The organism is Prevotella scopos JCM 17725 (assembly GCF_018127785.1).
Classification (GTDB): Bacteria; Bacteroidota; Bacteroidia; order Bacteroidales; family Bacteroidaceae; genus Prevotella; species Prevotella scopos.
Genome location: NZ_CP072389.1, coordinates 1,268,904 through 1,293,898, shown reverse-complemented (window position 1 = coordinate 1,293,898; position 24,995 = coordinate 1,268,904). Strand labels below are relative to the sequence as shown.

At 39.8% G+C, this 24,995-nt stretch carries 21 protein-coding genes and 1 pseudogene; 7 read left to right on the top strand and 15 right to left on the bottom strand.

Features of this window, described 5'->3' with window-relative positions:
• Positions 1 to 4 precede the first annotated feature (4 nt).
• Positions 5 to 973, bottom strand: coding sequence for a toprim domain-containing protein (locus J4856_RS04995; protein WP_009012342.1), 969 nt, complete (start codon positions 971 to 973; stop codon positions 5 to 7).
• A 181-nt stretch (positions 974 to 1,154) separates the two neighbouring features.
• The gene (locus J4856_RS04990) at positions 1,155 to 2,519 is read right to left on the bottom strand and encodes a virulence-associated E family protein (RefSeq protein ID WP_009435903.1); all 1,365 of its coding nucleotides are present in this window, start codon (positions 2,517 to 2,519) and stop codon (positions 1,155 to 1,157) included.
• Positions 2,520 to 2,895: 376 nt separating this feature from the next.
• Between J4856_RS04990 and J4856_RS04985 the strand changes: the two genes are divergently transcribed.
• The gene (locus tag J4856_RS04985; RefSeq protein WP_008449658.1) at positions 2,896 to 3,198 is read left to right on the top strand and encodes a helix-turn-helix domain-containing protein; all 303 of its coding nucleotides are present in this window, start codon (positions 2,896 to 2,898) and stop codon (positions 3,196 to 3,198) included.
• Between the two features lie 11 nt (positions 3,199 to 3,209).
• Positions 3,210 to 3,500: a helix-turn-helix domain-containing protein gene (locus J4856_RS04980; protein WP_008449754.1), complete on the top strand. Its 291-nt coding sequence runs from the start codon at positions 3,210 to 3,212 to the stop codon at positions 3,498 to 3,500.
• A 277-nt stretch (positions 3,501 to 3,777) separates the two neighbouring features.
• Here the strand turns inward: J4856_RS04980 and J4856_RS13170 are convergent, their stop codons facing one another.
• From J4856_RS13170 to J4856_RS04970, 3 genes and pseudogenes are all read right to left on the bottom strand, one after another.
• A complete protein-coding gene (locus J4856_RS13170) occupies positions 3,778 to 3,954 on the bottom strand; it encodes a response regulator transcription factor (RefSeq protein WP_009435960.1) in 177 nt (58 codons plus the stop codon).
• Positions 3,955 to 4,190: 236 nt separating this feature from the next.
• Positions 4,191 to 4,376, bottom strand: a pseudogene (locus tag J4856_RS13165) (hypothetical protein).
• Between the two features lie 12 nt (positions 4,377 to 4,388).
• The gene (locus J4856_RS04970) at positions 4,389 to 5,675 is read right to left on the bottom strand and encodes an IS1380-like element ISBf12 family transposase (RefSeq protein WP_008449762.1); all 1,287 of its coding nucleotides are present in this window, start codon (positions 5,673 to 5,675) and stop codon (positions 4,389 to 4,391) included.
• A 334-nt stretch (positions 5,676 to 6,009) separates the two neighbouring features.
• Here J4856_RS04970 and J4856_RS04965 point away from each other — a divergent pair, with 334 nt between their 5' ends.
• Positions 6,010 to 7,146 carry an ISAzo13 family transposase gene (locus J4856_RS04965; protein ID WP_008449745.1) on the top strand — a complete coding sequence of 379 codons (1,137 nt, stop codon included), beginning with the start codon at positions 6,010 to 6,012 and terminating at the stop codon, positions 7,144 to 7,146.
• Between the two features lie 167 nt (positions 7,147 to 7,313).
• Here the strand turns inward: J4856_RS04965 and J4856_RS04960 are convergent, their stop codons facing one another.
• From J4856_RS04960 to J4856_RS04920, 9 genes are all read right to left on the bottom strand, one after another.
• Positions 7,314 to 9,479 (bottom strand): TonB-dependent receptor, encoded by a 2,166-nt coding sequence (locus J4856_RS04960; RefSeq protein ID WP_009012969.1) that lies wholly within the window; start codon positions 9,477 to 9,479, stop codon positions 7,314 to 7,316.
• Positions 9,480 to 9,544: 65 nt separating this feature from the next.
• Complete coding sequence (locus J4856_RS04955) at positions 9,545 to 10,327, bottom strand: tetratricopeptide repeat protein (RefSeq protein ID WP_008449717.1); 783 nt, start codon at positions 10,325 to 10,327, stop codon at positions 9,545 to 9,547.
• A gap of 45 nt (positions 10,328 to 10,372) precedes the next feature.
• Positions 10,373 to 10,825: a hypothetical protein gene (locus J4856_RS04950; RefSeq protein WP_230586368.1), complete on the bottom strand. Its 453-nt coding sequence runs from the start codon at positions 10,823 to 10,825 to the stop codon at positions 10,373 to 10,375.
• A gap of 77 nt (positions 10,826 to 10,902) precedes the next feature.
• The gene (locus J4856_RS04945) at positions 10,903 to 11,625 is read right to left on the bottom strand and encodes an ABC transporter permease (protein ID WP_008449671.1); all 723 of its coding nucleotides are present in this window, start codon (positions 11,623 to 11,625) and stop codon (positions 10,903 to 10,905) included.
• A 147-nt stretch (positions 11,626 to 11,772) separates the two neighbouring features.
• Positions 11,773 to 12,639, bottom strand: coding sequence for an ABC transporter ATP-binding protein (locus tag J4856_RS04940; protein ID WP_232214123.1), 867 nt, complete (start codon positions 12,637 to 12,639; stop codon positions 11,773 to 11,775).
• On the bottom strand, positions 12,623 to 13,507 hold the full coding sequence (locus tag J4856_RS04935; protein WP_009012966.1) for a SagB/ThcOx family dehydrogenase: 885 nt from the start codon (positions 13,505 to 13,507) through the stop codon (positions 12,623 to 12,625). The genes J4856_RS04940 and J4856_RS04935 overlap by 17 nt, the downstream gene beginning before the upstream one ends.
• A 4-nt stretch (positions 13,508 to 13,511) precedes the next feature.
• Positions 13,512 to 14,807 (bottom strand): YcaO-like family protein, encoded by a 1,296-nt coding sequence (locus J4856_RS04930; RefSeq protein ID WP_009012965.1) that lies wholly within the window; start codon positions 14,805 to 14,807, stop codon positions 13,512 to 13,514.
• A 12-nt stretch (positions 14,808 to 14,819) separates the two neighbouring features.
• On the bottom strand, positions 14,820 to 15,779 hold the full coding sequence (locus J4856_RS04925) for a TOMM precursor leader peptide-binding protein (RefSeq protein WP_008449695.1): 960 nt from the start codon (positions 15,777 to 15,779) through the stop codon (positions 14,820 to 14,822).
• A gap of 883 nt (positions 15,780 to 16,662) precedes the next feature.
• Positions 16,663 to 17,088 carry a hypothetical protein gene (locus tag J4856_RS04920; RefSeq protein ID WP_019036535.1) on the bottom strand — a complete coding sequence of 142 codons (426 nt, stop codon included), beginning with the start codon at positions 17,086 to 17,088 and terminating at the stop codon, positions 16,663 to 16,665.
• 206 nt (positions 17,089 to 17,294) lie between these two features.
• On the opposite strand from J4856_RS04920, the gene J4856_RS04915 reads away from it, so the two are divergent.
• Positions 17,295 to 17,474, top strand: coding sequence for a hypothetical protein (locus J4856_RS04915; RefSeq protein ID WP_009012962.1), 180 nt, complete (start codon positions 17,295 to 17,297; stop codon positions 17,472 to 17,474).
• Positions 17,475 to 17,793: 319 nt separating this feature from the next.
• Here J4856_RS04915 and J4856_RS04910 read toward each other — a convergent pair whose 3' ends face one another.
• Positions 17,794 to 19,095 carry an IS1380 family transposase gene (locus J4856_RS04910; protein ID WP_065367821.1) on the bottom strand — a complete coding sequence of 434 codons (1,302 nt, stop codon included), beginning with the start codon at positions 19,093 to 19,095 and terminating at the stop codon, positions 17,794 to 17,796.
• A gap of 138 nt (positions 19,096 to 19,233) precedes the next feature.
• Between J4856_RS04910 and J4856_RS04905 the strand changes: the two genes are divergently transcribed.
• The 3 genes from J4856_RS04905 to J4856_RS04895 are packed head-to-tail and all read left to right on the top strand — an operon-like array spanning position 19,234 to position 24,983.
• Positions 19,234 to 20,511, top strand: coding sequence for a radical SAM/SPASM domain-containing protein (locus J4856_RS04905; protein ID WP_008449654.1), 1,278 nt, complete (start codon positions 19,234 to 19,236; stop codon positions 20,509 to 20,511).
• Positions 20,512 to 20,519: 8 nt separating this feature from the next.
• Positions 20,520 to 22,793, top strand: a complete 2,274-nt coding sequence (locus J4856_RS04900) for a TonB-dependent receptor (RefSeq protein ID WP_009012961.1) — start codon at positions 20,520 to 20,522, stop codon at positions 22,791 to 22,793.
• On the top strand, positions 22,794 to 24,983 hold the full coding sequence (locus tag J4856_RS04895; RefSeq protein WP_008449702.1) for a peptidase domain-containing ABC transporter: 2,190 nt from the start codon (positions 22,794 to 22,796) through the stop codon (positions 24,981 to 24,983).
• Positions 24,984 to 24,995: the final 12 nt, after the last annotated feature.

Below are 24,995 nucleotides of genomic sequence, written 5' to 3'. Positions count from 1 at the left end.
ACCTCTATCTTATTTTAAGTTTGACTTGTTTTCTTTTGTTGCTTGTATTGGGAGTTTTCTCCAACTTTTTCTGTTGCTCACGGACACGACTGACATGAAACTCGTTGAGGTCTTTGAAGTCTCTATAATACACTGCCATATCTTCTACCTTAAAACCTGTGTTTACAAATTCCTGCACAGCTTTTCGACCTGCATCGTCATTATCAAGAAAAGCACGAACAGAGGTTATATTTCTTTTATTCAGGTAGTGAATACTTCTTACAACATTACTCACGGAATTCATCACAAGGCATTGGTTGGTTACTTCCTCTTTCATTGAAAGGAAAGAAAGAAAATCCATAAAGCCCTCGAACAGACAGACAGGTTGTGCCTTGTCCTCAAATATAGGGGTGATGTCTTTCGGGGCAATCGTTCCCTTAAACAAATGATTGTCCCGTAGTTCATAACCACCTGAAGAATTGGCAAAGCCGATGGCTTCATATCTTCTTTCCCTTACCTCGTAGCTGATACATTTGAGAAAGGGTGTTGCCTTTTCTAAATCAATACAGCGTTCCTTTTTGAGATACTCCTGCAGGTGCGGCGGCAAGGTGTCTGAGATGCTTGTCAGTCTCCTTGTTCCGCTTGCTGTTATATCCTTTCTTTGATTTGGACTGATAGATGTTTCTCTCTTTGAAGAACAGGAGCAGTACGCTGTATGCTCTAAAGCGTTCTGCCCCAAACGGCAGATGGCTTCCGAGAGCGTGCAGCCTTCCAAGCGTATACAAAGGTCGATGATACTTCCGCCCCTGCCTTCGGCATAGTCTATCCAAAGGTTCTTTTCCGTGTCCACCTTGAAACTCGGATGAGTTTCCTCCCTGAGTGGTGAGCGATACATGACATAGGTAGATGTTTTACGGACAGGCCTAATGCCTTTCCTTTCGAGATATTCCACGATGGAATATCGTTTGATTAGTGATAAATCTTCTTTTTTCATTGTTTTGATACTTTAATGGGTTGAATGATAATTATTTATGCTTGTCTGTTTTATGGTTTTACCGTTTCCAAAGTTTTTCCCCTCCAAACTTTTTCATCTTTCTTCTTACTACATATTATTTTGTGATAAGTGATTGATAATCAGTATTACTTTGTAGTATAAGACAATACTACACATTCTACTACATTTGACTACTACAAGTTTGAAGGAGCGGGCAGGGCAAGATTTTCCTAATCTTGTAGACATAGATGGGGCTACCACCGTTTCTTCGTTTGCTCACCTTTATATATTCTGCTTTCTTCAAGGCTTCGCCCATACGTTTGGCAACAAGTGGCTGGTGGGTATAAATACCCAAATAGGTGAGTATCTCCGTAGTGGTCATTAACGAATAGTTTTCGTCCTCCGCTGGTTTCTCGAAGCAACGCAGCAAGAGTTCCATCTCAGCGGTCTGTACCTGAAAGTCCTCACTCTCCCTGTATAGTTCGGCAATCTCTTCATCATCAAACCAATAGCGGAAACCTGACTTTAGCAGGGCTTTGGCTTCAGCATAGACATTGTCCATTGAAATACGCTTGGCTTTCTCTATGTCTATGGAAAGTACTTCAAAGGGCAGGAACCTTCTGCTGCCTGTCGGGTCTGTAAGAAAGTCATTGCCGTTCACTGATGCCACAAAGCTTGCCAAGTGGGGATGCTCCTCCACGTACTTGTCATACGGCATACGGTACTTGACCATCGGACAGGTGATGAGGTTTTTCAGCTCGTTCTCATCCCGCTTATTGAGGGCTTTTAGCTGGTCGTCTATGTTTACGATAAGGTTCTGACCGATATAAGTGAGTGTGTCCTTTTCCTGCGGATATATTTTTCCTGTGTAACTGTAACCGTGCAGTGCTGGGGGACAGAGCAGGTCAAGGAACGTGGTCTTGAACTTGCCCTGCTCGCCTGTGAGTACGAGGCAGGTATGGTTACGGCACTCACGGTCGTCCATTGCGTTGGCAACCACTGCCACGAGCCACTTGGTGAGGTACGGCAGCCATTTGTCGGAGTTGCGCACGACAACGCAACTTGCCAAGTCGGGAATGGCTTTCAGTGAAAGGGAAACTTTATTTCCACAATCAGGGTTACTGCTGCCTATATCCGTTGCAGACAACTTTTTGAAATACTCCTGTATGGGGTTGATGCGTGGAGAGAAACTGCTCTCGATGATGGAATAGAGATTATCAGAAGATGTGATAATCCCGATGTCGTTGTCTATCTCCCTGCGGAGCGTGTTGATTTCATAGCGACCCACTTTTGAGAAATGAGCATCGTTCTTGCTTCGGTATTCGGTTCTTCCCAATACAGTGTTGTATCTGAACTCATAGCGAGAGGACAGATAGGTTTCTATCTCACCGTTTTTTGAGGAAGTCTTCTTTTGCTTGGACATATTGTTTCCTCCCTCCGATTTACCTTTATCTGCATTCTTCTTCATTATATGCTTGGTTTGGTTTCCAAGAGTGAAGTTATGAAGAGAACAAGAAAGTGCCAAGCATTCGGAGAGTGCTTGCATAATGTTGCGTACATTGGCTATGAATTTCTCACAGATTTTTGACAAGAAACTGTTGGAAAGTATGGATTTAAGCCCAAAACAAGAGGACAAGTGTGTAAAGGATGCAAGAAAGGCAGGTGCTAATTTGCTACAATACGCATCGTATTGCGTCGGCTAAAAGGATATGATAAAATGGAGTAAAGAGACAAAGAAAGAGAGCGACAATCCTTTTGCCATTTCCATGTTTTTCCCTCTATTTCCCTACTGTTCCCTCGTGCTTTGAAGTATGGCAAACACTCTCTACTTTTGCAGGCAGAAATATGCGGTGAAACGCAAGACGGACAAAGGTTTTATTAAACCAATAAGACAGAAATACAAACAAAACAATAATAAAACTATGGGATATTTTATCATTACGGATTCAAACTGGGCAAAGCTGAGGAACGAGATTCTCAGCCTTGCCGAGACCTGCCACAAGGCATTCGGGGAACGAAGCAGGCACACCGATTGGCTGCACAACGGTGATGTGTGCAGGCTGCTTAATATCAGCAAGCGCACCTTGCAGCACTACCGTGATACGGGTGTGTTGCCCTTTGCCCAAATCGGGCATAAGTGCTACTACAAGCGTGAGGACGTGGAACAGTTGCTCCAAACAAAAACGGAGAAAGCTGAAACGGGAAAAACTAAAATCAACAAATAGACACGAAGATTATGGAACAGGTAAGAGATTTGAATATAGAGGCGGACGATATGCAGGTGGTGCTGTCAGCTATCAGCGGAGTAAGCAAGAGAATTAAGGAAGTGGCACAGACACACAAGCCGCTATTTGGCGATGAGCACTTCCTTACAGGTAAGGAAGTATGCGAGAGGCTGTATATCAGCCCTCGCACCTTGCAGGACTATCGGGACAGGAGGATTATTCCTTACACACAGTTTGCAGGGAAGATACTTTATAAGGAGTCGGATTTGGAAAAAATGTTGGAGGAGAATTATAAGAGGTAACGAAACCTCTGCAAAAGTCCGTAAAAAGAAGAATAAAGTGAATATAACTTACTGATAATCAATCATAGTTTTTCTTCTAAAAATAGTTTTGCAGAGGTCTCGGTAACAGGTATATTGCAAGTAGCTATTCAGCGACAAAGGACATAAAACAATATTAATAATCAAATAGTTACTTGTAATTACTAGACATTTCAATCCGTATATCTTCAGTAGAAAATCCAACAAAACCACTTTTCGATATCAACTTTTGCCTGATACGATATTTTGGAGATAGTACTCAAATTAGATTATAATCCTCTACATATTGTATGGCCTCAGTAATATTGCTAACTCCAAGTTTTTTGAATATGTTTGTTCTGTGAGTCTTGATTGTAGTTATCGAAACAGAGAGATACTCTGCGATGTTCGCTATGCTTTTACCATTTGCACTTTGCCCAATAATAACTTTTTCCATATTAGTTAAATGTGAATTATTGGTTTGCACCCATTTATCGTTTCTCAATTCAAAATGATAGTCAACCCCAGATAACTTAACCAAGGCGTTCCCTATTTGTTTTCTTGTTGAATACGTTAACATACAAATTCCTAGTGTAATATGTTTGTTACTGTCAATTAAGTAATGATTAAAAAATAACTTGGTACATTTTCAGGCCAAAGACATCGGCATTGAACAATGTATTCAATTCGATATTAGCAGTTCTCATATATTTTATTTAACCTCAAATCCGCAACTAAGCCCTTGAAGGTTCTTATTGCGTTTACACGTCCTCTCATTACTGAATTTGCAGATAATTTGAACTTGAAGCACCCACTTCTGCCTACAATATCCCCTTACCCCACAATGTGACTTGAGGCAATACACAATATCATTCCCATAAGTTGTAGGCACTATCCAAAATCAGTCTGGAAAACATCTGCGTAAGCATAATTACAGGTATAGATATTCAGCACATACCGCCTTGATGTCTTGATCCACTTGGCTGGTACAGAGATAAACCTGAAGACAAACGCTTTTATGCGACTTGTTACATTGAGTCCGAACTTCTTTACGTCAAGTCTTTGAATAATGGCCTTGTAAAAGTTACGGATAAGTGCTGTAAGAAGAAGGAACACTGTGTTCTCTGCCATGAAGGATTTGGGCAATCTGTCCCACCCGAAACCATTGTTCATATCATCGAAGATACGTTCCTTTTCTCCACGAGGGTTATAGAACTCGACAATTTCTCTTACGGAAGAATCATAGTCGTTAGTCAGGATACAACGGTATGTGTATTCTCCTTCCCAAAAATCCTGCACACCATCCATCCGTTTCTGTCTTTGAATCACAAGTCGATATGCCTTACCTTTCCACTTCTCAACAAGGATAGAGTTCAATTCAAACTCAATGCCATTGATTTCTTCAGTTTTCCAGCCTTTGAGAGCAAAGGTGTCATTGTAGATCGAACTGCAGCGGTTAGCACGGATATAGAAGGACTTGCAGTGTTTTTCTATTTCCTCCACGATTTCCTCGGAACATGATCCACAATCAGCTCTGAAGCGATTGATAATGAGCCCATTCTGTTCAAATCTCTCAAAGAACCTCTTCAGCGTGTCCTTCTGATGGAAACGAACATTTGTGTTACCATCGCTATTCTCTATACCGACTATCAAATCGCCAATAACCGCCACGCCAGGGCGATAACCAAGGAACTTCTTGTATGTAGGCTTTGCATCATACTTCTCTGTCTCTATGAACTGATGGTCGAAATCAACATCATACATCTCACCCTCTTTCAGTTGGCCAGATGCAAATATACAATTGAGCAATAAAGTATTGAGAGTGTCAGCCGTATTGAAATCGTAGGTCTTGCCCATATCTGATGTGTATGAAATGTTTTCTTGCGTCAACTCCTTTATCGCCCTGAGGATAGTATCAGAGCTACAAGTGCGAAGTGTCGGATGAAGTGAGAGGTGGTTCATCAAATGAGTAGTGACATCCTCAATACATGAACCGCCACAGAAGTAGATACTCATGAGAGAACGGATGATTTCGCTGTACTGATAACCGAACGATCTACACCTTAGACCGAGGGTTGAGTCGATGACAGATGATAATGTGGAGTCAAATTGCTCCATGATTGAAAATAATCCCCCAAAAGGAGTGAGTCTCTCAGATTTAATTTGTATCTTCGCCATGTCTATCGTTGGATTCTCTTGTTTTTTTTTGCAACACTAAGATAAGTGAAAATTCTGACATGGCAAAATCCTGAGCAACTTTTTGTTGCTCAGGTACTTAAAAAGTTTAATTTATAATAGTGTTGCGGAATTAAGGTTTAATTAACTGATACGTAATGATATACGTTGTTGTTTAATTCTTTGTTGTCGTTTATTTTTTGTATCTTTGCCCTTGCGCAGGGCGCAGGTGGAAGCATACAAGAGAAGACATAGCGAGTGCGACAAATCAGGGAGTTTCCCAGAAGTCGCCAATCTGGACGAACGCCAACGCAGGTTGTTCTGTGCCCACAAGGCGATGGAACTTGGAACGCACGGCGTGAGTCTGGTCTGCAAAACATATCATGTCACCAGAAATACAGTGTATAGAGGTATTCACGAGCTTGAGAGCGGGGACACAATTGCTGCCGGACACATAAGGAAGAAAGGTGGAGGCAGAAAGAGTATTCTCAGTGTTCATCCCGAGTATATCGACATCTTCCGGGAGATTACGGAAGATGCCATAGGCGGCTTGCCGCAAGATGAGAGCGTACGCATGCTTTTCTATTCGCCTGGCATCATAAGAGACAAGATGGAGGTGGATTACGGAATAAGCATAAGCTATCACACCCTCAAACAAATCATATCCAAAGAGGGATTCAAGAAACGCACTCCGAAGAAGTGTACCTCGATGGCAGAGTGCAATAAAAGAAACGAACAGTTCGAGAAAATCTCCGCAATGAGAAGCATGTGTGAAGAAAATCACATACCCGTCTTCAGTATAGACACGAAGAAGAAAGAGTTGGTCGGCCCATTCAGAAGAGGCGGACAGGTATACTGCGACAGGTCGCCGCGATGCAGGGACCATGACTTCCCCTCCTTTGCAAGCGGCAAAATCATTCCCTATGGCATCTACGATGTTCAAAAGAATACTGGATACATGAGCTTCGGAATAAGCCATGACACAGCCGGGTTCTTCTGCGACAACTTCAAGTACTACTGGTATCGTGTGCTCCAAGACATCTATCCACATGCAACTGCCATCATGTTGCTCTGTGACGGTGGAGGTTCCAACAGCAGTTCCAGCAGGCTTTTCAAGCAAGAGCTGATCAAACTTTCCGAAGACCTCCATATTGACATAATAGTGGCGCACTATCCCCCGTACACGTCGAAGTGGAACCCCATTGAACACAGGCTTTTCTCTCAAATCACCAGAGTATGGAGTGGTATTTCCTTCGAGAGCGTTGAGCAGGCATGCGAACTTGCCGCAGAGGCCAGAACGAAATCCGGCCTTTGTGTCTTCACCAACATCAACAGAAAGAAGTACGACACTTCTCGTTGTGTGGATAGCAATTATGATGATGTCTGTCAACGGCATATTACCTTTGATGAAGAGCTACCGAAATGGAACTACAAGGTTTCATGGAGAGACAAAAAATACCAAGTTATTTTTTAAACGTTACTAAGTAATGATTAAAAAATAACTTGGTACATTTTCGGAGCCGAGGCATCGGTCTTGAGCAGTGTATTCAATTGATGAAAAACTCCAGAAATGGAACTATATGGTTTCATGGAGAGAGAGAAAAAAATACCAAGTTATTTTTTTATCATTACTAAATGGTTTTAAAAACGAAGTTGCATTCCCGTGTAGATGGAACGTCTGTTATAGTGTCTGTATCCTGTTATCGTAGAATAGTCTTCGCTGAACATTATGGCGCTTTCATTCTTGATGTCAAAGATGTTGTTGACAGTCAGAAAGAATATTAAATTGGATGATTTTAAGGTCAGCACTTTGTTGTAAGAGAAGTCAACGCTGCAATATCCTGAATATTGTTTCACATTATAATCGCCATATAAAGGTTTGTATGCCCCTGTTTCATTTATCTCGGCATTTATTATCGGGCTATAATAAAGCCCGGGCCGGGTTAAGCAAGACAGTGAGACAGTGCCTGCTTTCTTATGATAGTAAGAAATAAACGCTTTTATTAAATAGTCCATCCGGTTGTACGAGTTATACCATTTGCCCCCATTTCTGAATTTGGAATAGAGATAAGTGTATGCAAGTGAACCTGTCAAATTTTCGTATTTCTTACTCATACTGATTTCCGCTCCCCATATTTTTCTTAATAATCTTTCGGAAGTATCTGTTTCAGAAAAGTTTTCCTTCAGATTTTCTTTCTTATGATATGTAGCCAACCGGAGATTGAAATCATTTCTCGAAAATGAATACTCCAATGAATACTGCCTCGTTGATATGGAGGAAAACTCCTGTGTGTTGTAATATGGGGTTGCATATCCGTTATACTTCCCTAAAGAGGCCAATATAGAATTATAATTATTGAATGAATATTTTATGTTCGTTTGATAAGACCAATATCCGGATTGTTCCTTGACAGGTATATTTTTTCTGATTCCTACACCTAAAGTTAATTCGTTAAAGATCTGCACTCTGTTATACAGATAAAATTCGAGGTTGTTGTTTGATATACTGTTTTCAAAATAATAACTTGGGTTTTCAGGTTTTACCGCAAAATAATACTTTGGAAACCGGCTCCGGTAATTTTGCTTGGTATATTCATGTGAAAAACCGGATTGTAAATTCCATGACGGAGTGAAATAATATTTGAAATCGAAGTTACTGTATACATAGCAGTTCTTTTGCTTGGATAAAATATTGCCAAATTTAAAGTCCTCGTTTGAAAAGTCTGTGCCATTGTTTATTGAGATAAATCCTTTGCCCAATTTGTATTTGAAATTCAGAATATTGAAATTTCGTCTTTTACCTGCATCCACTGTCCCTGAAAAAGTATAAGAATAATCATTAGCCAGATACTTTTCATTAATAAAATAGGAATAAAGATTGATGCTTAACCTTTTGGTTAATTCTGTATGAAAATTCAAACCGGTATCTTCTGATGAAAATTTATTAATATCCTTATTATTTGCATTGACCCATAAATAAGGTTTAGAAAATTGATAATTTCCATATATCTGAAGAAAACTTTTTTTATTAATGGGCTGAGAGTGGAGGAAACCGATATTTGCAAGTGATAGAGAGAGAGCCGTTTCGCTTGCTGACAACTTCTTTATTGTGCCTATCTCTACCAGGCCCGCAGTTGCATTGCTGTAGACCAATGGGGGATTACTGGCATAGACGTTTTGCTCTTCTATCATTTCTGTATTGAACAGACTGAAATTTCCGATTCCATTTATCTGGGAATTGCGTACGGGTTTATATACCGGTACTTCATTTAACATCACTCTTGACATATCGCCGGCACTTCCTCTCAATTCGACATTGGCACTTTCTGATACATTGGTGGATGCAGGAAGGACAGTGACCATTTTCAATGCGTCACCGGCAGAAGAAGGGGTATTATAAATATCAAATTTAGAAACTTCTTTTATTGAGAATTCTCTTGATAAAGATGGATTAGCCATAATCACTACTTCTACAAGCATCTGTTGATCTTCTTCCATAACGATTGATATCTCTTTGCTTGTATCTAAGTGCACTGTTGGAATGATTTTGGTTTTCAGACCTAAAAAAGAGATGATCAACGTATCATTGTTGAAACTATGGCTTTGACACCGGAGAATAAAATATCCATTTATATCAGAAATGGTTCCCTTATCAGGTTCTTTTTTCAGATAGACATTGGCCGCCAATATAGGTTCACCTTTCTTATCTGTTATTTTTCCCTGTATATTCGCATCCTGCGCATATATATATGATGACCTGATTAAAAACAGGAGAAACAAACTGAATAAATGGAAGTCTATTCTCATGTTCGATCGGATATTTAGCTATTTATAAATCGTTTGATTTTATCTTACCTATGTAGGTGGAGGGTTTATTTATTGATTATTTTTTTGTACTCACCAATAAAGTAACTGTTCGGGTATTCTTTTTCCGCCATTTGTACATATTTCCTGGCTTCGTTCATTTTTTTGTTCTGGATGTAATATCGGATTAATAGTTCGAAAGCATATTCTCTTCCCCAAGTAGGCAGATATGGGTTTTTTATGCTTTTAGGCACTGTTGAAATAGCTTTTTTCAAATAATACTCCACTTTTTTCCCACCACCGAAACTCGCGGGTGTATAGAAATCATTGCTGCCCAGAACGTACCATCCTCTCAGATTCGTTGAATCAAGCTTCAAAGCTTTCTCTGCATTTCTTGTGATTTTAGATGAAAGGACTCCGGCGGCCATTCCTGAAGTGAATTGTATATAAAAACTTTGGGTCAGAGCCAGCAATGCATAATCTTCCGAGTTCTTGTTATTCATTTTTTCCAGAGTTATATATGCCTCTTTGATAGCTTTTTTGCTTTTGTCTTTATCTCCCAGCTTTGCATAAAAGACGCTTTTATAATAATTGACGTAAGATTTCCAATAAAGTACGATGTTATTTTGACTTTTCAGTTTATTTAGCTTTTGGGAAATACTGTCAAGAGGAGAAACGGAATTCCGGGCGAAACAGTTGTTCATGGCTGTCTCGATTTTGTCTTGGATGCCATTTAATATATTCTCTGGAGTTCCGACAGAAGAATTACGGTTCATACCGGTTGCATGCGTACTTGTAGTGATAGTTGCAATGGCAAAGAAAGTAACAAACAAAACGATAAACTTTTTCATATTTTTTCTTTTTAACGAGTTGATAAATTAAAGATATATGTCAATTCACAGGATGATAGAAGGTAAAAGGTGAGGTGATAATAGAGCAATCACCACAAATACCCAGCCTACGAACTGCAAATACCATATATTGCTATACATATATTTTTGAATAATAAATGAACGGTTAGCCTCTATTTCTTTGTAAGTTAATTTGTTACCTACTTTGAGTTGTAATTTTAACCATTTCATGTATTTGTAATAGCAAAATAATTTTGTGTAATCCGAGAAGAATGGATTCGTTTCGAAAATCAGTTGAGTGGCGAATGCCATATAAACCGGATAAGGGACTTTGAACATACTTCCGTAAATCATTAGCATAACGAATAAGAACCATGTCATAGCATTGCCGCTTATCAGGAATAAAAAATTCTTTTTATTAGACACTTGTGCGTTGATGACAGAAACATAAATATGAGGCAGAGGTTTCCAAGTGCCCCCTATTTTGTCTATTTTCATATTTACGGCCTTTGCTGTCAATACATGAGCCAGTTCGTGGAGCATCATCAGGATAATGAAAGTAATTATAAATGTGATCATTGTTTACTCCTTTTTACTTGAAATCTTTTGAAACAAAAATAGAAAGCTATCATGAAAGCCGCGGCCCACAAAGCCAAATACAATGTATAGGTATAATCACCTCTGAGAACTTTCAACACGGGCGTAATCGGGGAGAATTCCACAATGCCTTCGAATACGGGATTTATTTCTGTCATCGGATAAAATGTGTCACTTAAAAATATCAGTCCAAAATAGATGATGTTGATTAATCCTTTTTCGCTTTCAGCTTTCATGTTGGTGAAAGAGAGCAGTAAGCCCAAGAAAGAAAACTCTATTAATCCCAATATTGATCCTGACAGTATGGAAAGGTATTGCGGCACGTTTAATGTCACGCCAAATATGGCTCTACCTAATATAAACAGTATTACAAAAGAAAACAGGATGTAAATCATCCGGCTGAATACCAAACTGATAATATGAGTAATGATGTTGTAAGGCATTACTTTTATGAACTTCATGACTCCTGATGTGTAATACTGTTTGATAACCCCGCCAATAGCGAATAATCCGTCACTGGCTATGGTCATAGCGCAAATTCCCGTCAGCAAGAATACACAATATTCTTTGTTGTTGATTCCCCATATACTGGAAAATATAAGGAAAATAAATGCCGGAAATATCACCGTAAAAAATACGGCTTGCTTGATTCTCATGGAAGAAAGCAATTGATAATAGATTGAAGCTATGAGTACTTTCATCTTTCTGATTTTGTTAAGTAATGATTAAAAAATAACTTGGTACATTTTCGGAGCCGAGGCATCGGTCTTGAGCAGTGTATTCAATTGATGAAAAACTCCAGAAATGGAACTATATGGTTTCATGGAGAGAGAGAAAAAAATACCAAGTTATTTTTTTATCATTACTAAAATTTGATATATATCCTCTAACTCAACAGGCATAAGTGAAAAATTGTAGGTTCGGGTCTGAACCTTTTGTAATGTTTTGGTATCTTCTCTCTTCAAGTATATTTTGAGGAATTTATCATCTGGGATGACCAATACATTTTCATCATTTTCAAAAGGATCAGTGCCGGACAGTTCTTTAGAGATGACAATCTTTTGCTGATATGCCGACTCATTTATCAATTCCTGCGGGCTCAATGCTTTCGAGATAATTTTCCCTTCGTAGATAAAATAGATTTTGGTTGCATATTTTCCGGCTTCTTCCCAAAGATGTGTCGTGAACAGGACACCCCGGTTTTTGCTTTTGAAAATATTCCTCCAGATAACCTCCCTTATCATCGGATCGAGATCGGCGGTCGGTTCATCCAGAATCAACAATGACGGGTTATGTAATACGGACAAAAAAATGGCAACCCTTTTTCTTTCCCCTTTTGAAAGTTGATAAAAGAACCTATTCTTTATCTTATCTAATTCAAGGAAATCGTAGATGTCTCGTGGCAATTCCGATATGTTATAGATTCTTCGAGTGAATCCGATTATTTCTTTGACTTTTAACATGGGGAAAATAACCGGATTATCCCAAAGCACACCAATATTCTGTTTGTTCTGGTCGAAGTTGCCTTTTCCGAAAAATGCGAAATTGCCGGATGAACATTTCATCATATTACACAACAACTCAATGAATGTTGTCTTTCCGGAACCGTTCTGTCCTAATAGAGCTACAATTTCTCCAGGATTAACTTCCAGCGATACATTGCGCAGGATGGAAGTACCCTGAATCGAAAAAGAAATATTATTTGCTTGTAACATTGTCATCTTGAACCTCCTTGTTTTTTCCAATTACAATCACATTTTGCACAGTTTCAAAGGTTCCGTCAGCAGAGAGGATCTGGTTGATGTTGTCATCAACGTAGCTTCCCAGAACGCAAGAGCCAAGTTCGAGAAATTCGGCGAGTAACGAGATGTTCTGAGTTAAAAATCCAACTTCCTGAAGTATAAATCGGTAGCCTCTGTCGCCATATTTGATAAGTACTCTCTCAAAGAAGGACGTGATGAAGAACACGCAACTACAATGTTGCAAATCCACGAAAGGTTCTGCTACGAGATTTTCTCTTAAATATTCCATATAATCTTCTTCTTTGATGAATTCGAGAACTGACTTATTGGGGCTATAATGGTAAATTCCTTTAGGCAATACACTTGTATTCAAATATACGTATAATTCAAGTGGATATAAGGCACCTGCAGATGGAACCGTTCTGAATCGTAACGTAGCTTCTGATTCTTTATTAAAGTCTTCTCCGCTAATTCCATAGCTATAATGGCAGAGTAGCGCCAGCTCGTTGAGCGAAATGGAGTAAGGAGAATAGGCTCTTCCGGAACGGCGCTTAGCAAGGATATTGAATAGATTGGTTTTTTCACTACCAGGCATCTCTTTGAGATAAGGTTTCAAATCATACTCTTTGCTGGTGGGAAACACTTTATACGGTTGGCACGAGCGTTGGTGGACGTATTTATTGGAGAAACTTTGGATACTTTCAACTTGTTTGCGAATCAGAAACTTATCAAATTTCACATTCTCGTTAAAAATCAAAGCCAACGATTCACCAAAATTTTTAGCTCCATATAGTCCTGAATCTAAGCTTGCTATTAATGCTTTTGATTTTATTGTTTTCATATTATTAAGGGAATGGATGTGGATATACATTTAATTCTTCAAAAGGATAGCATTTGTAGCCTAGTTCCTGCGGTATCGTATATAGTCTTTTTCCGCCCAGGAAATAAAAGGAATACGCACCACCCATTTGTATTAATTGAGGAACGATAACCCTCAGACAATAGAAGCCTGCCTGATTTACATCAGGAGTCGTGATGTCTTTTACTAATACATTGTAACCTTTGGACTTCAGTACGCTGGTAATGTGCCGGATGTTCTCTTTGGTTGAGCGTGCAGACTCTTCAAGAAAATCAATCTTTCTGGTCGGCTTTGTTTCCGTCCAGATTTTGAAGACCTCGCACAGTTCTGGTTTTTTTATATATAGTATAGAATGGTCTTCGAAATCCAGTAATGTATGAAAGTTTTCAGAAGGCTGCCAATTCTTTTTCTCTCCTAACAAATATCTGAAATAGCTGACGCTTTGCCCCATTTCGAGAATAACTTTCTTCAATGCTTCGCCATAGGTGTCTCTTGTCGCAGTGCCTACGGCTACAAATTTACCATATTCGGCTTCACCGAAACAGATACCATAAACTGTCGGAATACCTAAATCGTAAGTTATATCCATAAAATGCCACTCGTAGCTTGCTGGAAAACGCTCATGGATAAAATGGCTGATATCCTCGTCTATAATAATTTTTGGAGCGCTTATTTTCTGCCACCAAGTGAGAGAAAACGAATCTCTTTCAATGACTTCATGTAATGCAACCAGCAAAGCCTTGTCCCAATTCGTATGTGCTGCCAAGCCTGTTGATGTACTTACATTTATCCATTGCTTTTCACATGACCAGGGAAGATAGATGCATGCTCCGGGAACCCAGGTTTCTTTCCCATTAGTAATATCCATGCATTTATCCCAATGTAATTCGATATTCTCGTCGAACCGATGGAGAGGATAATTTTCCTGGGCATATTGCTTCTCATGGAACAAGGCATATTCCGAGGGCGGTATAGCGTGTACTTTTAGATTTTTATAAGAACTTAGGATCATATTCTCTTTATTGTAGAATACGGGGCAATACCTTTCTACCGTTTCACCTAAAGTTCCCATAAATGACTTTTGCAGATCAAAGTTACATCCGCTACTTCTTCCTTCATACTTTTCTGCTCCGAAAGCCAGAGTGTTGCTGGGCCAAATACCAAAGCTTACAAGTTTAGGATCGTAATTGAGCCTGGGTAATTTGGATACATGATTTACGATTCCAAACTGATTGGAAATCAGCATTGTACCTTTAATCAGAGAGTTGTTGACTGCATCCATTGTTTTTTTATGTTAAAGAGTTACTGATTCGAGCCACGGAGCCGGATTATAATCCAATGCTGGTTTACATACATGACAAATCGGAGCTTTTATAAAAGTATGCTTTTCTACTTCATAATTGGACGGATTTATCAATATACAACACTTCCAAGTTTCCGGGGGATACCAGGCATAAAGAAACTTCAGCATATCTGCAATTACAATAGCGGAAGCCATATCCTTTACTACCGGTTGGATATTCAAGTCTGGTTTTGCTGATGCTTTCTCTGTTTCAAGGTATTTAACGTAAGAGTCATTGAAGTTGATGAATTCGTCATTGCTCCTTATTCTATTTTTGTAACAATCATAACATCCTGTGTATTTGCCGTGGAAAATCGGCCCAATACTGAATTTTCCAGAGAAAGTCAGTCCTTCAATCAATAACCATGGTTTGCTGTGTTTCAATGCCTTCTCGTTGATAATGTGCATTTTGTACGGATTCCAAGTCAAAGAATCAACAATGATAAAATCGCTGTTACAGAGGATTGACTCAATTGTTTCATCCGACAATTCATCTATTGAGTAGATAACAAAATGTTCTATGTTATATTCGGATGATTTCTCTTTCACTTGGTTGCCAAAATCTGTATTGCCAATATAAGCAATCTTCATTTCTGAAACCGGTTTGTGATTGACTTCATTATATATATCAGAAATAACAGTGGCACCTTCTGCTTCGAAATTCAGTTCATCTAGAATTCCACATTCTTGTAACTCTTTTACTACATCCAAAAGTTTGTTATAGTCAGCCTTATTTAATAGTTTTTGGATTGTTGAAAAAGATATTTTATCCCGTGTATCGTACAATCTGATCAAGTCTTTAAAAATCAGTTCTTTTTCGGAATCTGTAAATTCTATGGTTGTTGTATCTGTTTTGGTTCTTACTTGATACAGTTTATTGTCATTATCGAAGAATATATCAAATTGTTTCATTGTTTTTTAATTTAGTAATGATAAAAAAATAACTTGGTATTTTTTTCTCTCTCTCCATGAAACCATATAGTTCCATTTCTGGAGTTTTTCATCAATTGAATACACTGCTCAAGACCGATGCCTCGGCTCCGAAAATGTACCAAGTTATTTTTTAATCATTACTTAATGGGTAAAATCGAAACCAGCTATCTTCCGCTTCTTCCTTTCGTGATGAATCGAAAGATAGTCTGGCTTCAAAAACAGACTTGTTGATTTTTGATAGTTGTTTGAATAACTGCTAAAATCTCATTCTGCGTAACAGATAAATGTGAATAATCGTACCATAAACTAATAATCGTAGTATATGTGTGTGATTTCACAACAACCTCGTTTTTAATGATTTAGAGAATAGCTGACTCAAAACGAGCTACACTCATTTGGCTACTATTAGGCTACAGCAGCCTGTTCCATGGATGCACTGGAGGAGAAAAGTGACCAGCAGCAGCAACATGAATTGCAATTACAGCAACAACCTGAAGCAACAACTTTAGCTGCATAATTTGTGTGGCTTAGTAGTTTTTTCGTTTTCATAATTGTATTATTTTAAAGAAACCTACTCGTAAGCTTTTCGGTATCCGCTCCTGTTTACACAGCCAGGACTGTTTCATATATTTCATTTACAAAATACACATATATAATGTGTGGCAAATATATGGAAATTCTTCGAGATATGCAAGGATTTCTCAAAAAAATAAGCGCCACAGCTTGTTTTTAGTAATGATTAAAAAATAACTTGGTACATTTTCGGAGCCGAGGCATCGGTCTTGAGCAGTGTATTCAATTGATGAAAAACTCCAGAAATGGAACTATATGGTTTCATGGAGAGAGAGAAAAAAATACCAAGTTATTTTTTTATCATTACTAAACAAGGGGTCAACGAGGCATGTATCATTTGCTTACATAAAGAGGTATTTATTGAAAAGTCAAAATGCAAGACAGAGGACTCTATACGGGCATAGTTTTTTTGTAACGCGAAATACGATTTAAGAATATTGCTCAAATAGCTTAACTGCCTTTCATCAAGTATATTATCAATTCTTCCTCCGTTATCTCTAAATCTTTTTTGTTGTAGAGTTGAAAAAATAGATGGTGATATATATAGAAAAGTATATTGACAGAAATCAATCAGAACTATTTTTCCATATCCAAGCCTATCAGTAGCTTGGGCACTTTTTATATAAGGAGAATAATCACTGGTGGCTTGACTCCGGATACTCTGTGTGTTGTCGTCTGCCTCTTTTAACCCTTTTAAAATATCGAAAATCGTCATTCTATGGAGTTTTTTACGTGTTCACGTTTTTTGACTATATAATGTTACATGAAAGATTATATATTATCATACAAAAGTATGATTTTGCAAGGAAACCTGCAAGAAAACATCGAAATTATTTGAACTCAACTATATATTTTTCTAATTTTGACGACAAAAGAATGCAATGCCTGAAGCAGTAAGAAGGCGATTAAATGTTACATTAAATGAAAAACCAAAAACTTTTTTCAGTTGAGGAATTATCCTTAATGGAGTCGCTTGAAGTCAAGGGTGGAGCTTCTGAAATGGCAGCCTCTCAGACAGGATGTTCTAACAATGTTGCCGGATGCGGATGTGATGTTATTATTGTGACAGATCAATCTCAACCGGGGGTACAACATGCTTAATGAACAGTTCTACATCATTTCAACGTGTACCTGAAGGTATTTCGTGGTAGATGATAATGAAACTTCAACACTTTAAGAGCCATATCGTTCATTACCATACTTGATATGGCTCTTTTATTTTTTTACGGGATGTTAATTAAGTATTGTAATACCTCAATTCCGCAGCATTATTCCTTGTGAGGTACTTTTATATATTGAAGTGACATTTTTGGGGTTTATCCATTGATATGGGGATTTTCTGGGGTTCTTGGTTCTTGCATAGACATGAAATCCCCCACCCAAACCAATGGGGAATATGATAACCACAAAGAAATACTGTTTATTCAAGGAAGACTTCAGAGTAGTAGGTTTTATTTGTATATAGGTTCAGAACGTTCTGCCTTCCAGTGCGCACCCATTTTGCTGGCACGCTGACAAAATGTAGGATAAAGGCTTTCAGCCTGCTTGTCTTTTTCAATGGCTTGACCTTTTCGCTGATATGACGGACGAGATAGATATATAAGTTCTTCAGCATGGCGGTAACCATCATGAAAACCATATTCTCAGCCATAAAGGAAAAGGGCAGATGCGACCAGCCAAAGTCATTGTTCTGTATATCGAAGTTCTTTTCGCTTGCTCCACGCTCATTATAAAATGTAATGATGTCTTTCTCGGTAGACATCCAGTTATTGGTGAGGATACAGCGGTATGTGTATATTACTCCGAACATATCCGTCTGTTGCTTGCCATCCTTGTCTTTCAAAGGACTACGCTGTACGACAAGCCTGTATGACTTACCTTCGATGAGGTTGTCTATGCTGATGGAGGTGACATCGCATTTCTCGTAGCCAAGCTCAACGCCTTTCCATTCTTTCAACTGTCGGAAGTTCTCATAGCGACTGCCACAGTTGGCTGCACGTATATAGAACGTGTTGCAGCGCGACTCTACGGTTTGGATGATTTCCTTTGAGAACGACCCACAATCAGCACGGAAACGCTCTATTACCACACCAAGTTCTGAGGTTACACGGTCCATAATGCGACAGAGCGTGTCTTCTTGATGGAATCTCACATTGGTGTTTCCGTCACGATTCTCACCTCCGACTATGATTCCCCCGATGGAAGCCCAACCAGGGAAATAGCCAAAATCCAGCTTGTAGGAATACTTTGCATCGAACTTGTGGGCTGGAATAAACTGATGGTCAAAGTCTAAGTCAACATGACTACCCACCTTTATAAGCCTCATCCTCCGTATCATTCGTAAAAGTAAGGTATTCAACTTCTGTGCCGTATTGAAACTATACGACTTGTCGGAGGTTTCGCTCTTATAGATAATGTTCTCTTCAGCAAGCTCCTTTAGTCCGCGCCCTACAGTGTCGGCACCGGGTAATAGCGTATCAGGTCTCTGCTTGAACTGTCCTATAAGCACATTGATGTCCTCAAGGCATTCTCCACCACAAAGGTAACTGAAGAAGAGAGAGCCGAAAATACTTCCATGGCTGAATGCTTTGCCGCTACTTCCACGTTTACCCAATACAGATTCGGTAAGTTTTTCAAAGCCTAACTTTGAGAAAACGTCCATAATGTGATAAATTCCTCCGAAAGAAGTGATATTCTCGTTTTTAATAGCTATCTTTGTCATGTCAGTTTTTTGCTTACTTGTTATGTTCGCAGCACCAAGATAGGTGAAATTTCTGACATATCCAAGTGTTTTGAGAACTTTGTTTCTCAGACACTTGGAGTTCTCACAAGAATTTATGCTGCGGAATTAAGGTAATATATGAAAGCAAGTAATTATAACTATATAATATACCAAAATAACCAATCTTATTGGTACAATGGGCTTGAACACACTTATTTTAAGCTTCCCAAGGATTTAGGGTTAAAAATAGAGAGGCTACTCACAGACAAAGAAAGAATTGAGTTCATCCCTAAAGTTCTAAAAGACAAGCTATCAGCAAGTGGTTTCATTGTGCCGGATAATACTGATGAGCTTTCAATAATTAGGAAAAGATATTGTGATTCAGTAAACAAGAAGAACTATCTGTTAATCATTCTACCAACCTTGGATTGCAACTTTAAATGTTGGTATTGCATACAAAATCATATACCTTCAAGAATGTCGAAGAGTACAATGGAGAATGTGATGACACACATCAAATATATGATTGATGTACAGAATATAGAATCACTTCAAATCGAATGGTTTGGTGGTGAACCGTTAATGTACTTAAAACAAATTATAAAGCCAATATGTGAATTCGCACAAAAAGAATGTGAGAAAAAAGGTGTAAAATATTCAACAACAGCTACATCAAATGGTTACTTCATTTTCCCCAAAAACATTCCATTAATTCAAAAACTTGGCATGACGCGGTTTCATATTACATTAGATGGACCCAAACAGAACCATGATAAAGTAAAATATCAGAAAGGTTGTGATTCTGCATTCGATCATGTTCTAAACAACATCAACCAATTGCTCAGCAATACAAAGGCTGTTAATATTCTATTGAGAATTAACTATACTGACGAGAATCTAAATTATGAAATAGTAGATCAAATCAACCATCACATTACAATGGCTAATCGGGGAAGAATAACGATTACCCCCAAAAAAGTATGGCAAGAAAAGGTAAGGAAAGATAGATATAAAGACATCGGAGAACTTCTTAATTTATTTGAACAATCTGGTTATAACACAATACGTCTGGACGTTATCACAAACTTCGTTCCATGTTACGCTAGTCGTAAGTATTATAATGCCATTAATTTTAATGGTGATGTTATAAAATGTACGGCATGCAATGATTTGTATGAGAACAAAACTCATGGCATTATTCAAAACGATGGTTCTATTTCTTGGAACATGGATTTTATCAGAAAATATGAGGTGAAATCCTTTGAGAATAAACGGTGCTTACAATGCAAACAACTTCCAATTTGTATGGGGGTGTGTCCAAGGGATAATGAATATGTAAATGCGTGTAAATTCGATGGAATGGATATCAATTTGGAAGATTCGATGGTAAATTACATTGATTCAATGTGTAAATAATTTATATTATGGTGGCAAGAATTTTCACAACGTTATGGTTTGCCTTTGTAGTCTCGTTGATAAGCAGCAACGCACAGAACAGGATATACGGTACGGTGACCGATCCGTCTGGCTGTCCATTAGCCGGCGTTGACTGCGTATTGGCCAGCTTATCTGACACGGCAGCCATTGCTCACACGTTGACGGATTCAAAAGGAACCTTCAGTTTGAATGTAGACGAAGACGGACAGTTCCTGTTGAAATTCTCTTGTTTAGGGTATCGGCCACAACAGCTAACGTGCAAGCGTGGCGATGTCGGAGTGGTCAAGCTGACAGAAAGCATACAGAACCTTTCAGAGGTCACTGTGTCGGCTCAAGGGCTAAGAAGCTTCGGCAACGCAGACATCATCCTGTTAGACAGGCGTGCCAGACAGATGGGAAACAACGCTTTGGAGGCCATCAGTAGCCTGCCGCAATTCAGACTTTCAACAAACAGCGGTGAACTGCTGACGGCAGATGGTAAAATTGTCTTGGTGCTGATTGATGGAATCAGGAGGTCGGTACGTGAACTGATGCTGCTCAAAGCCGACGAAATAAAGACCCTGCACTACTATTCCAATCCGCCTGCAAGGTTTGCGCATGAGAAGATAGGTGCTGTATTAGATGTAGCGACTAAGCGCACCAACAAAAGGCACTATTCACTATATCTCGACACCAAAAACAGTATCACCACAGGATATGGTACCAACTTGATTTCCACCAGTTATAGCGATTCGCTCAACAAGGTGTCTGCGGCATATTTTCTGGACTACAGACATCTTGACCGGAACACCATGGAAAACCGTTATGTCTATCCGGATGTGACGAACGATTACAAGGGTCTGTCGGGTAAATACACTGGTACCTACCACATAGGACAATTATTCTATCAGCGTTTCCAAAACAGCAACCTTTTCAATATCACTTTAGAATATCGTAAGTTTCCGGCTACCCAGCAATACAGTCAACAGCTCTTGCGGACGGGTACATTGGAAGATGCCAACCACAGAAGGCTTCAAAGTGACTTTTCATCCATATCGGCCAACATCTACTTCGGACACACCTTCCGTAAAGGCAACAGTCTGTCGGTCAATGTGGTGAACACTTATTTCAAATCCAATTCGAACAATAATCTAACAAACACCTCGGGAACGGGAACGTTTACCAACGTCGTCGACAACAAGTCTTACTCGCTAATAGCAGAAGCACTTTATACTGACAAACTGTGGCAGGGAAATATACAGATAGGAGCCTACTATCAATACAAAAACCTGCGTCAGACAGACGGGGCATCCAATTTGTCGACAGTGAATACGCAAAAGGAATACCTATACGCCGACTACACCAATCAATGGGGGGCATTGTCCTACAACCTGGGAATCGGTGTGGAGAACAACCGATATAGAACTGCGACGAAGGCAATAGCCAACTACATCCTTATGCGGCCTTCTGTTTCTCTTAATTACCAGCTGCACAAACACAGTTCGCTACGCCTGACGTCGTCCATAGCATCTGCGGTTCCTAACGTCGGTCAGCTCACAGATAGTCGTACCGTCGTGGATGAACGATTCTATCTACAAGGCAACAGCAGTCTGAAGCCCTACCATTTCTACCGCACCGAACTTAGCTTCCAGTATGCGTCGGCCAATAATATCTGGTTTGTCAAACCTTCCGTCAGCCATGCCTACTATCCCAGCAAGAATATGACAGTTGTTTCCGCTGACGGTTCGGACTTCGTGAACCAGATTGTGGGCATCCGCCATGTCAACGAGTATGGCGCATCGCTTGTTCTGAGTTGCAGACCTTTCTCCTGGCTAACTTTGCAGCCTTACTATAACTATCTGTCTTCCAAATACAATACGCCTAATCAGCGTGTCAACCACAATCTGAACAATGTCGGAATCTCTTGTCAGGTGGTGGCAGGCAAGTGGCAGTTCATTACCAACCACAATCTACCGATGACCACTGTTGAAGGTGATGTCTTTGAGAAGATTGGGTATAATGCGAACGCATCCCTTACCTATAAATTAGGTGCAATCACCGTGGGTGCCATGTTCATTTACAATCCCGATCCTTCCAGGATTTATGCGGACACTCCTTCATTCCATTTCGTAGAAAAGACCCGATGGGGTAATTTCAAAAATCTTGTGGCACTGACTTTCGTCTATTCTTTGTCAAAAGGCAATTCACGAAGGCATCTGGGTAAAAACATTAATAATAGAGACAACGACTCCGGTCTTACCAAATACAACACAGCAAAATAAATGTCCTTTTATTTTTATAGGCAACATGACGCCATGCAGTGTGGGATTGCCTGCATGGCTATGGTCTGTAAGTATTATGGTAGAAAGTGTTCATTTGAAACTCTATCAAATACCTGTACTATAACCAATGAGGGTGTTTCAATGCAGGCTTTAAAACAATTGGCAGAAGCCTTAGGTTTTGATGTGCTATGTGGAAAAGCAAGCTTGTATCAAATAAAAGACATAAATTATCCTTGCTTACTCCATTGGAACCAAAATCATTTTGTTGTACTATACAAAGTTAAAAAGAACGGATTCTACATTGCAGACCCTGCAAAAGGGCATGTAAAATACGACCTCGAAGTATTTAAGAAGCATTGGGTCAGCACTCAATCGGACGGTGAGGAGAAAGGAATAGTCATGTTCTTGGAACCCACACCAGCATTTTATGAAAAGCAGATGGAGGAACAGCCAACAGAGGAACGCTCGTTCAGATTCCTCTTTGGCTACATCAAGCAATATCGCAAGTACTTCGGGCAGATTGTCTTAGGTTTGCTCGTGGGCAGTTTGTTACAGCTTATTCTGCCTTTCCTCACCCAGTCTATCGTGGATGTGGGCATCAAAAACCAGAATATCGGTTTTATATGGCTGATACTCTTAGGACAACTGATGCTTACCGTGAGCCGTACTGCCATCGACTTTATTCGCCGTTGGCTGTTGCTGCACATCTCGCTGCGCATCAACATCTCATTGGTAAGCGACTTCTTCATCAAGCTCTTAAAGCTGCCGATGTCATTCTTCGATACCAAACTGATGGGCGACCTCATGCAGCGTATGGGCGACCACAGTAGGGTGAACACGTTTCTGACGCAACAGACGCTCAGTATCGTGTTCTCACTCTTCACCTTTGTGGTGTTCAGCATCGTACTGCTATCCTATAATTGGCTCGTCTTTGCCATCTTCATGCTCGGCAGTCTGCTTTATGGCGGTTGGCTTGCACTCTTCCTCAGGCGCAGAAAGGTACTTGACTACGAACTCTTTGAGCAGCAAGCCATCAACAACAACAAGACCTACGAGTTTATCACCTCCATGCAGGAGATAAAGCTCCAAGACTGCGAGCAGCGCAGACGCTGGGAATGGGAGGACGTGCAGGCAGACCTCTTTGGAGTGCAGATGAAATCGTTGAAACTCCAACAGACACAAGAGGCAGGCAGCATCTTCATCAATGAACTGAAAAACATCGTCATCACGGTGGTCGCAGCAACAGCCGTCATTCATGGACAACTCACGCTGGGTATGATGCTTGCCGTGCAGTATATCATTGGGCAACTCAACTCACCTGTCGAGCAGTTGATGAGTTTCTTCTATTCGGTGCAGGATGTAAAGATAAGCCTTGAACGTATCAATGAAATCCACCGTATGGATGATGAGAACGGAAAGCAAGGATTGGAAACAGCAGTGAAAGAAGAAAACGAAGGCATAGACCTTGAAAACGTAAACTTCAAATACGACCCTCACGCACTGAAAACTATTATAGATGATGTTAGTCTCACTATCCCCAAAGGTAAGGTAACAGCCATTGTGGGCGCATCGGGCAGCGGTAAAACAACGCTCATCAAACTCATGTTAGGCTATTACCCCGTATTGGGAGGTCAAATAACTATTGGCGGAACAGATGTAAACGCACTTAATAAGAAATGGTGGCGCAGGCAATGTGGCGTGGTGATGCAAGACGGTGTGATATTCTCCGAGAGTATAGCAAGGAACATTGCCGTAGATGACGGCGAGATTGACAAGGAGCGATTGCAGAAAGCTGCTGAAATAGCTTGTATTCATGACTATGCAATGGGACTGCCCTTAAAATACAACACTAAGATCGGTCGCGATGGCGTTGGTTTGAGTCAAGGACAGAAACAGCGTATCCTGATAGCAAGGGCAGTGTATAAGAATCCCGACTATATCTTTCTTGACGAAGCCACCAACTCGCTCGATGCCAACAATGAGCGTATGATAGTAGAACATCTTGATGAGTTCTACAAAGGCAAGACGGTGGTTATCGTGGCACACCGCCTAAGTACGGTGAAGAATGCTGATCAGATAGTGGTATTGGATAAAGGCAAGGTGGTAGAAATTGGCAACCACGAAGCACTCACAGCAAAGCGGGGTGCATACTATAACCTCGTAAAAAATCAGTTAGAATTAGGCAACTAACAGCAGAAAGGA